The organism is Sulfurimonas sp., assembly GCF_047622445.1.
Taxonomy (GTDB): domain Bacteria; phylum Campylobacterota; class Campylobacteria; order Campylobacterales; family Sulfurimonadaceae; genus Sulfurimonas.
Map to the genome: position 1 here is coordinate 1 of NZ_JBLHOE010000092.1, position 9774 is coordinate 9774.

Annotated in this window: 9 protein-coding genes and 1 pseudogene; 1 reads left to right on the plus strand and 9 read right to left on the minus strand. The window is 30.4% G+C overall.

Features of this window, described 5'->3' with window-relative positions:
• Positions 1-118: 118 nt before the first annotated feature.
• The 6 genes and pseudogenes from ACI9TV_RS14990 to ACI9TV_RS15015 form a co-directional block, all read right to left on the minus strand.
• Positions 119-1159, minus strand: a pseudogene (locus ACI9TV_RS14990) (cytochrome C); the annotation flags it as partial.
• 116 nt (positions 1160-1275) lie between these two features.
• Positions 1276-2220 (minus strand): hypothetical protein, encoded by a 945-nt coding sequence (locus tag ACI9TV_RS14995; protein ID WP_415251633.1) that lies wholly within the window; start codon positions 2218-2220, stop codon positions 1276-1278.
• A gap of 3 nt (positions 2221-2223) precedes the next feature.
• Positions 2224-2892: a Crp/Fnr family transcriptional regulator gene (locus ACI9TV_RS15000; RefSeq protein WP_415251634.1), complete on the minus strand. Its 669-nt coding sequence runs from the start codon at positions 2890-2892 to the stop codon at positions 2224-2226.
• A gap of 3 nt (positions 2893-2895) precedes the next feature.
• Positions 2896-3327, minus strand: coding sequence for a hypothetical protein (locus ACI9TV_RS15005; RefSeq protein ID WP_415251635.1), 432 nt, complete (start codon positions 3325-3327; stop codon positions 2896-2898).
• A gap of 131 nt (positions 3328-3458) precedes the next feature.
• On the minus strand, positions 3459-3929 hold the full coding sequence (locus tag ACI9TV_RS15010) for a heme-binding domain-containing protein (RefSeq protein ID WP_415251636.1): 471 nt from the start codon (positions 3927-3929) through the stop codon (positions 3459-3461).
• 62 nt (positions 3930-3991) lie between these two features.
• Positions 3992-4816, minus strand: coding sequence for an ion transporter (locus tag ACI9TV_RS15015; protein ID WP_415251637.1), 825 nt, complete (start codon positions 4814-4816; stop codon positions 3992-3994).
• 208 nt (positions 4817-5024) lie between these two features.
• On the opposite strand from ACI9TV_RS15015, the gene nhaA reads away from it, so the two are divergent.
• The gene (gene nhaA, locus ACI9TV_RS15020; protein ID WP_415251638.1) at positions 5025-6323 is read left to right on the plus strand and encodes a Na+/H+ antiporter NhaA; all 1299 of its coding nucleotides are present in this window, start codon (positions 5025-5027) and stop codon (positions 6321-6323) included.
• Between the two features lie 10 nt (positions 6324-6333).
• Here nhaA and ACI9TV_RS15025 read toward each other — a convergent pair whose 3' ends face one another.
• From ACI9TV_RS15025 to ACI9TV_RS15035, 3 genes are all read right to left on the minus strand, one after another.
• Positions 6334-7860, minus strand: coding sequence for an HD domain-containing phosphohydrolase (locus tag ACI9TV_RS15025; RefSeq protein WP_415251639.1), 1527 nt, complete (start codon positions 7858-7860; stop codon positions 6334-6336).
• On the minus strand, positions 7850-8293 hold the full coding sequence (locus ACI9TV_RS15030) for a response regulator (protein ID WP_415251640.1): 444 nt from the start codon (positions 8291-8293) through the stop codon (positions 7850-7852). The genes ACI9TV_RS15025 and ACI9TV_RS15030 overlap by 11 nt, the downstream gene beginning before the upstream one ends.
• Before the next feature lie 5 nt (positions 8294-8298).
• Positions 8299-9774: PAS domain S-box protein (locus ACI9TV_RS15035; RefSeq protein WP_415251641.1), on the minus strand; the 1476-nt coding region annotated here is incomplete at its 5' end.

The window sequence follows — 9774 nt, forward strand, 5'->3', positions numbered from 1 at the left end:
TTTTTGTTCAGCAGTATAGGTTTGACCTTTTTTACGACTCATGTTATCTCCATTAATTTCATACTATTTTATCTATTTTAGAAATTAACTTTGCTGAATTCCTATCTTAGATATTCAGGCCATTATAAGTAATGTATTTTCCATCAGGAGAAACATCAACACCGTGTGGTGATTTTGGTTCAGGAATCAAAAATAATGCATTATGTTTTACAGCTGTAGCCATAGAAATAACATTATGTCCATTGATAACTTTCACATTTTTCTTGTTTTTTGCAATTTCTGCTAACTTCTTCCAGTTATACACATGTAAAAAGTCAGTATCATTTCTGCTCATACCAGCTTCATTTGGTGGCATACCTACTTCGATTCCACCTGTATACATTTCAGAGTTAAATGAGTTTGTAAAACCCCAACCATCAGAAACACCTTTACCAGAATCTGATAAATCTTGCATATATGGAGGCATTTCAACTGTAAAAGAAGCTTTTTCGTTGATTCTACCTTTTTTATTGTCAAACTTCCAAAGTGTTACACCACCACGGTATGACTCTTTATAATCTTCGATAGCATGGTAGTTATTATCAAGTGGTGCAGCGTACTGTGCAGCATCTATGATAAACTCTGAATTTGGAGTAAAGAAAGCACCACCGTGAGCTGATTTAAATACTTTGTTAACTACAATTTGCTTAGTTTCAAAGTCATGTAAATCTATAATAGCAATACGAGGATTAGCTTTATCATTAATAGCTAACCATCTACCATCATACTTACCCTCAATTTCAGAAAGTGCCGGGTGATGTGTGTCTCCCCAGTTAATTTCTTTACCACGAACATTACCTTGTCTTAAAACTTTTAAGCTCTCTACATCATAGCCATAACCTTGCCATGGTTCAGGAGTAAATACCGCAATATATTTTAATATTCTCATTGATGGAACACCATAAACAATTACTTGTCCAGATTGACCACCAGAACTAAATACAACGAACTCATCTCTACCACCAGTAGGGTTATAAGTTTTTGCTGCACGAACTACATCTCTCTCGCTTAAGCCTCTTGCCTTCATTACTTTTTGAAGTTCACCACTTGCAAATGAAACTGTTGCAACTAGAGAAAGACCTAAAATAATCGAAGTAAGCTTTCTAATATGTTTAATCATACTTTATCCTTAGAATTACTTTGAGTTTAAATACTACTAAAGTAATGAATATATAGTATTATAATTTTAAGAGTATATATTTGACTATGGTCAAATTAATTAACTAATTACTATATTTAAGTATTATTTGTGTTTTGGTAAGAAATTAAGCTGTCTAAATCACTTTTTAAATTTTTCAATCCTCTTGTAGTTGAGCTTAATTCTTCAAGTGAATGAATGACAGCATCTTCTTTTTTTATAAGTTCTTTATCAATTATATTTTCATTCATAGCGTAGATTAATTCCAGCAACTCTTCTATGTGTTGTTCTAGTGTTTCTAAGGATTGATATGAGTGTTTTATAGAGTTACTGGAGTGTTCTACTGAAGTATTTATCTTTTGAACAATAGTATTAAAATTGTCTTTTGCTTGTGATACTTCGATACTTTTATTGTCAATTTCAATCGGTAGCAGATTCTTTATAGTGGAATTATTTATAATCGACTTTGATGTAAAAATAAATTTTTGTACGAACTCTACAATACTCCTTATCTGAGTGAATATATACATCAGTAGTAATACTAGTACCACAAATAAAATATACTGCGTATATTCAAGTATCATTATTCTCATGTGAAAAAGAACTTCATCTCTTGCAACAAGTTTATCAAACTCTACAAATAATTTTAAATTTGTGTTGTAAATATCTTTAACAATATCCTCTAGCAATATTTTTGAATATGTGGAAGTTGTTTTACTGTAATCTCTAAACTTTTGTACATGCAAATAAAATTCATTCCATAAAGTTATAGTTTTTTGATTATGTGTTTGAGTGCGTTCACTATGTTTCATATAGTTTAAAAAATCTTTTATTGATTTATCTAACTGAGATGTTGAGAAGTCTTTATTTTTATATATATAAAAAATATTTTTTGATATCTCTTGAGTAAATACTTTTTGTTTATTTATTTCGTTTACAAAGTCATTATGGGAACTATTGTCCTTGGAAGTATAGTTGAATAATATTGCCAAAGTGATAGATATTATAAATATAAATATACCTGTTATTTTAATTTGTTTCATATATTATTCCTTAAAGGCATCTGCTAGAGCTTCATAGTCTAAAATCACTATTTTACCAGTTACTGAATCTATTGTCTTATTTCTTTTAAGTCTATTTAATACACGAGAAAGAGTCGCTGGTTGAATATGAAGCATAAGTGAAATTTCTGCTCTTTTAAGAGAGTTAAATATTTTTAAATCATTGTGCAATATCATCGCTACTTTTGCTACAGAGTTGAATATAAACTCTCTATTTATCAATGATTGCAATTGTTGAGACCTAAGAATTATTTCATTACTAACTTGGGAGCAAAGAATACCGTTGCTTAGAAAAAGTTTGTTAAATTTTGCATAATCAATACTCAGTATTTGCGAATCATTTAGCAGTTTTACATTTGAAAATGAGAATATAGTGTTTTGTGTGCTATTGGATATTTCTGATATTAGTGAATTTTCATGTATATAGTACAGAAATATTTCATTATTGTGTTTATCTATCTTATATGCTTTGGCTAAACCATCGAGAAGAAATAAAAGTGTATCACTTTCCTTTCTTTCATAGTAAAGTATATACTCTTTTGCATAGCTATTTATGGTAGATATGGAAGCAAGAAGTTCAAGTTGCTCTTCATTAAGGGATGAAAAGAAGTCTAAAGAGTTTAAAACTACTTTTGAAGATACGATATTACTCATTAGCTATAGTTGAAAACAACTTTGCTGATTTACATCAAACTTAAAAAGTTGCGCTTGTGTAGTCGCACTTGTATATATATATCTTATGAGTATATCAGCTTCTAAAAAACGTCTTGAGCTTCTACATGTACCTAAAGTAACAGCTTCTTTCATTCTAGTATGGTCTTCACTTTTTACTGTTGCATCACTTTTAGGTGCTATGTTGATTTCATATATGTATATAATAGTAGCTTTATCTGCTTTTATATCTATAAGTTTTGTAAATTTATCAATTTGCTGTGGCAAAGTTTTTGACAATTCTGAAGCAGCAAGCTTAGCAATATGTTCATTTTGAGATTTCATTTCAGACTGGGGAAGTTCTCTATTTTGGATACCATTATTAGCTGCAAAAATGCAAGAAGATAGAAGAAGAATTATAAAGAGCTGTTTTATCATAGTTAGTACCTTTGTTTAAGAATATTATACATGAAATAGTATAAATATCTACCTTAAAAGGGAAGAAAGGGAAGAGCAAATTTCAGAAACTTTAATTGCTCTCCATTTTCATTAAAATTAATCTTCTAAAATTATTTTACTTGAAACAAATGATTTTTATTATCCCCAGTAAGAGTTTTTAATTCACTTTCAAACCAAGTGATTAAGATAGTTTTATCTTCTTTAGAAAGCTCTGCTTCTTCATGAGCAGAAACATAACTTGGAAGTGCCATCATCCCATTCTTTACCGTGACAATAGCGCGTTTAAGTCTTAGTATTTTTATTTCTTCACTAATTTCATTCCACTTTGAAAAATTCAATGCACGTCTTGCATCTTTTACATGATCAGCTACAACGAAAGACATAGGTGCAATATCTGCATAATACGGCCATTTTGTTTCATTTGAATGACAATCAAAACAACTCTGCTTCATTACTTCCATTACTTGTGCAGGTGCTTTTAATGTCAATTTTTCATCTAACGGTGGATTTGTTTTGTCCACACTAATGAACTGTATCCCTACAAGTATAATAACAATACCGATAACAATTTTTTTAATCATGAGAATTTCCTAAAATTTATTTTCGCCATTGTAGCAAACTAGTAACAATCAAAGGTTTGAAATTATATTCTAAATTTTTCACTCAATAACTTTTCAAGTCGGTCTAGTTTTATTTCTAAGATTGTATTTTTTTCTAAAATCTCACGCATAATTAGCTTCTCTTCGTCTACACTCTCTTTTTCTACTTTTTTATGTTCTTCATTAAGGGTGTCTAAGATAATCCCTATAATCATATTTAAAAATGTAAATGTTGTTAAAAAAATAAAAAGAAGATAATATGCCCAACTCCAAGGATACACTTCCATAGTCTCATACATAACATCAGTCCAATCTTCAAATGTCATTACTCTAAATAACGTGAGAAGTGCTATCCCAACATCACGCCATAAACCAGATTCCATGTTTTCAAAAAGTATAGTACCAACAACTGCAAATACGTAAAATATTATAAACATAAGTATCATTACATATCCAATTGACTTAGCTGATTTAAACAGTGCTCCAATAATAACTTTGAGTTCAGGAAGAAGTGTTATAAGTCGTAGCATTCTGAATATTCTAATGAGTCGTGCTACATTTGCATAGTTTTCATCTATTGGGATTATGCTTACTGCCACAATAATAAAATCAAAAACATTCCATCCATCTTTAAAAAAATCACTCACTTTTTTTTCTGCAGCTATGCGTACACTTATCTCGATAACAAAGATCACAGTAATGAGATAATCAACATATAATAATATCTGCTCTAGCATAGGGTCTATATTAAAAGTATGTACCCCTATTACGAGTGCGGAGAAGATAATAACACTCATCATACTAAATTCAAATCGTTTATCTTTTGTAATGAGAAAAAGTTTTTCTTTGAGTTCTTCTGCACTTTTCATTTAAAAAATCCTTAATTATTTTTAGAATTTTAACAAAGAATTAACAATAAATTATTATATTAAATAATTTAATAAATAATTTGAGACTATATATCTTTTGCATGAATGATCCTTGTAGATTTATAAAATACTAAATATAACGAATAGAATCATTGAAATATTTAAAAGATATGGTAAAATAATTACAATAAAATCACAGGATACTATAATGACTCAACACTTACACACCGTAGAACGATTTATAAAAGACGAATCATTTAGTGGTGTTTTACTCTTTATTGCAACTTTAGCTGCTGTTATAGTTGCCAATTCAGCACTCAGTGAGAGCTATTTTGAATTATGGCATATGGCTTTAGGTGTAACACTTGGTGGACATACCATATCTATGGACTTAATGCACTGGATTAATGATGGCTTAATGGCTCTCTTTTTCTTAATGGTTGGACTAGAGATTAAAAGAGAACTCTTAATCGGTGAACTCTCTTCTGTACAAAAGGCAAGTTTTCCTATTGTTGCTGCCATTGGTGGTATGGTTATTCCTGCTTTAGTTTACGTATCTTTTAACATAGATGATCCTAAAGGTTTTGGTATCCCAATGGCTACAGACATAGCCTTTGCCTTGGGAATTTTAATGCTTCTTGGTAAAAAGGTAAACCCTGCTTTAAAACTCTTCTTAGTAGCTCTTGCTGTTGTAGATGATTTAGGTGCTGTTATCGTTGTAGCAACTGTCTATACAAATGAAATCCATGCTGAGTATTTTCTACACGCAGGTTTAGTCTATGCAATGATTTGGGCATTAAACTTCAAAAAGGTTACCAGGTTACTACCTTACTTAATTCTTGGAATTGCACTATGGATTTTTATACATTCTGTTGGTGTTCATGCAACTATAGCTGGGGTACTTCTTGCTTTTGCCATACCAATAAGTTCAAAAGTTGATGAAAAAGACTTTATACAAAGTACAAATGAATCTGTTGAAGAGTTTGAAAAGCATATAGATACTATCCCAATTTTAAATCATCATCAAATTGATGCCTTAGAAGACATTGCTTACAACTATGATAAAGTACAAAATCCTTTGGTAAAGCTAGAACATCAACTGCATGGTTTGTCTGCATTTTTCATTATGCCACTCTTCGCATTCTCAAATGCTGGTGTAATCTTAGACTTTTCAGCAGTATCCCAAAACTTAATGATTGTAGTCGGTGTAGTTCTCGGACTCATTGTTGGTAAACCTATTGGAATTGTTGGCTTTACTTATTTAGCTCAAAAATTACACTTAGTAAAAAAACCTGATGATTTAGGTTGGGATGAAGTTATTGCTGTTGGTTTCTTAGGTGGTATCGGATTTACCATGTCCATTTTTATCACACAACTTGCATTTTTAGATCAAAGCATTATAGATGCTGTTAAACTCGGTATTTTCTTCGCTTCATTTATAGCCGGTATTTTAGGGGTAATACTCATCTTAAAAGCATATAATAAAAAAGTACTAAAGCGTAGATAGTTTCTCTGCTTTAGTGGACTTTCATATTTTCTATGAAGGTTTGGTAACTATCAAAACTAACTTCTCTTAAATCAAAATGTTTATGAGTACATTGTAATTTACTAGTTTTCAGTAAGTATGACGCATTTATCTTATCTAAATTAAGATCTTGATGCGTATTATTTAAGAGAAAAAAATCATCTCCAAAAATACGAAAAATATGTGAATCACTAAACTCAGATTGTAAGTAGTCAGCAAAATCTTTTAAGAATATATCTCCCCTATTCCATCCATGCTTTCTGTTATAAGCGGTAAAGTTTTGAAGATATATTATATTGCAACATTCGAAATTTTTTGCACCTATATTTTTACTTAATATAAAATCGAGATAATCATTGTTATAAACTTTTGTTAAAGGGTCTTTAAAAAAGTATGCAAAACGTTCATCATCGATATGTGACTTAGGATTTTGACTTACTGATTCATTAAGATCAACCGCTTGAAAAACATGAATAGCACTATCAATCAGACTTGGATCATAGCGTGTGCCAGCAAGTTCTTTGAGTTCTTTTATCGCTTGGGAAATATTTTTCTTATTTTTATATATTCGACTTGTTGTTATAGCATCAAATGTGTCGGCTATTGCCAAAATTCGAGAAAACAATGGGATTTCATTGCCTTTTAAAGATCGTGGATAACCACCTCCATCATAATCCTCATGATGCGAATATACTATATCTGCAAGATGTTTATACATTGGCACCTCATGAAGTATCTCATACCCTACAGTAACATGTTCTTTAATTAAAGAATATTCCGCTTCAGTTAATTTTCCAGGTTTTAGTAAAATAGAGTCTGGTGTAATTATTTTTCCAATATCGTGTAATATTCCTGCTTGATATATTAAATTACATTCTTCCTCTGAACATCCTATCTTTTTTGCAATCTCTTTTGAATATTTTGCAACGCGTTCCCCATGTCCACTAGTATAGGTATCTCTTAATTCCATCATTTTAACTAATGACCCAATTGCATACTCATAATTAATGAGTTGTTTCTTTTGTAATTCTACAATTTCTTTTGTTCTTTTATCAACCATCTCTTCAAGTTTTTTTTGATACATTTCAACTTTACGAAATGCTTGTATCTTCTCAACAGATTGATTAAGTACTCTAATAACATCTAGCAGGTCCAATGGTTTAATAAGATAACCGGTAACACCAAGTTTTATGGAATCTATTAAGTATGATAGCTCTGCGTATGCAGAAATTATAATAATTTCTTGCTTTTCATTATGTTCACGGATATTACTGATTAATTCTAAACCATTCATATTTGGCATAAGAACATCTGTAATGACTATGTCATATTGTCTTTGAAGATATTTCTCTAAACCCGCCTTGCCATCAATGGCAATATCAAGATGAGTAAATATTTTATTTAAAAAAGAAGCTGTCTTTTCACGTAAAAGTTTCTCATCCTCTACATAAAGAAGAGATATGCCTTTTGCTTTTGACTTTAGTGATTTAACTTCTATTTGTATTTTATTATCTACCATTGTCTTTCTTAGAAAGTAAATTTATTTTATCTATATACTCACCTAAAATTTTTATTATTTCATTTATTTCAATTGGTTTTCTAATGTATTTTGTCACATTATATTTATTAGCTTCACTTCTAAATTCTGTTTCAGTATATGCGGAGTTTATTATAATTTCTTGTTCTTTATTAAGCTTTCGAATATTATTAATTAATTCGAGACCATCCATATTTGGCATCTCAATATCAGTTATAACTATGTCATATTTATTAATCATATACTTATCCAAGGCTTCTCTACCATCTACAGCAACATCAACATCTGCAAATATTTTTTTAAAAAATGAAGCTGTTCTCTCACGTAAAAGTTTTTCGTCTTCAGCATAAAGAATAGATATATTTTTTGCTTTTTTTATTAATTCATTTATATTTTTTGTTTTACCATTGTCCATTATATTTATCCTTCCAGATTCTTTTTTAATAATCTAATAGTAAAACACGTACTATTACCGTTACTCTGTACTTCAAGTATACCATTAAGATGCTCTTCAATAATCATCTTACTCATATAGAGTCCTAAGCCTGTTCCAGTCTTTACATCTTTTGTTGAAAAATATGGATCAAATACCTTTGGCAATATTTCACTATCTATTCCTCTACCATTATCACATATCTCTGTATTTATATATTCCTTATCTTCATACACTCTAACATTTATTAGCGCATCTTTAATCCTATTGGATATTAATGCATCTTTGGAATTAGTAATGACATTAACAAACACTTGCATCAACTCTCTTGGATAGGCATTAACTTCTGTATCTGTCTCAAAAGTGCTTTTGAGTTCTATATTATTATTTCTTAGACTATCTTCTACAACCGATAAAGTTTTATCTAGCACATCTTTAATATTAACTTTTGAGATTACTTTATCTGGTTTAAAGAAGTTCCTAAAATCATTTATTGTTTCCGATAAATTCTGTGTTTGTGCAGAAATGCTATTTGCATACTCTTCAACTCTAATCGTACTCAATTCTCCTATTGCAATATCTAGCAACATATTATTTACGTCCATGGATATATTGGAAAGTGGCTGTCTCCATTGATGCGCTATCATTCCTATCATCTCTCCCATAGCTGCATGGCGTGATTGATTAATTAGCATCTCATCTTTGTGTTTTAGTTCTGTAATGTCCATCGCTGATGAGACAAGCCTACGTTTGCCATTGATTACTCCAAGAGGTGCTGAATTGACCTGCCAAGTAATGAAGTCTCTATTTTTATTTAAAAAAGTAAACTCACCCTCATCTACTTTGTCAGTAATATTATAAAGTGAATGTATATGTTCTTTTGTAAATATTCTACTTTCTTTATCATCATAGATGTGATCTACCCAATCATCAATCGTTGGTGTATCTTCCAAGGAAAAACCAGAAGAAACAATCCATGCTTGATTAAGCATAAGTATCTTTCCCCCTTCTTCATGTAATATCATTGGATTCGGCGCTTCTTGGATTATTGTCTCTAACTCATTTTTCTTCTCTTGTAATAAGATAAGGTTACGTTTTTTTTCTGTGATATCTTCTACAAATGCGATTCCAAATTCTCTCTTGCCATGCTCATCATTTATTCCTGTAATATGTACACTAACATTAATTTCTTTAGCATCTTTACAAATATATACTTTTTCCATATCGAAGCCATCTGCTTCTAGTGAAAACATTTTTTGGAATAGTTCTTTATTTTCAGGATGATAATCTGGATGGGTTATATCAAAAAAAGATAATTTACTAAGCTCTTCTTTTGAGTAGCCAAGCATCTTCTCATAAGGCACATTCGTTGAAATAAAATTACCTAACAAATCAACTGTACAAATTCCTACAGGAGAATTCTCTATGATAAGATGCAATCTCTCCTCACTTTCAATTAATGC